Source organism: Bacillus cereus group sp. N21 (genome assembly GCF_016483395.1).
Classification (GTDB): Bacteria; Bacillota; Bacilli; order Bacillales; family Bacillaceae_G; genus Bacillus_A; species Bacillus_A pseudomycoides.
Genome location: NZ_JAEHBX010000305.1, coordinates 1 through 318 on the forward strand (window position 1 = coordinate 1; position 318 = coordinate 318).

The window sequence follows — 318 nt, forward strand, 5'->3', positions numbered from 1 at the left end:
ATCTTGCGCCCTACCAAGTTGCGGCAGCGGTAGTAATGCTACTCCTTTATTTTTCATAACTCGTTCAATTTCTGCACATAGATCGTCTAATCTTTCATTTTGCGAAACATCATCAGTGTGGTAAGCGGCATCTACAATTGCAATTTTTATATTGCTTCGCAACTTCTCAGGTAAATTAGCTCGTAGTATATTAGATTCTGCGGAATAATCACCAGAATAAAATACGTATGTATTACACATATCCACTAAAAACCAAACCGCTCCTAATACATGCCCACTATACCCCCATTGAAACCGCAATGTAGGAGTAATCTGTAT

Annotated in this window: 1 pseudogene; it reads right to left on the reverse strand. The window is 38.4% G+C overall.

The window, feature by feature from the left end:
- Positions 1 to 318: pseudogene (locus JDS96_RS30970) on the reverse strand (MBL fold metallo-hydrolase); the annotation flags it as partial.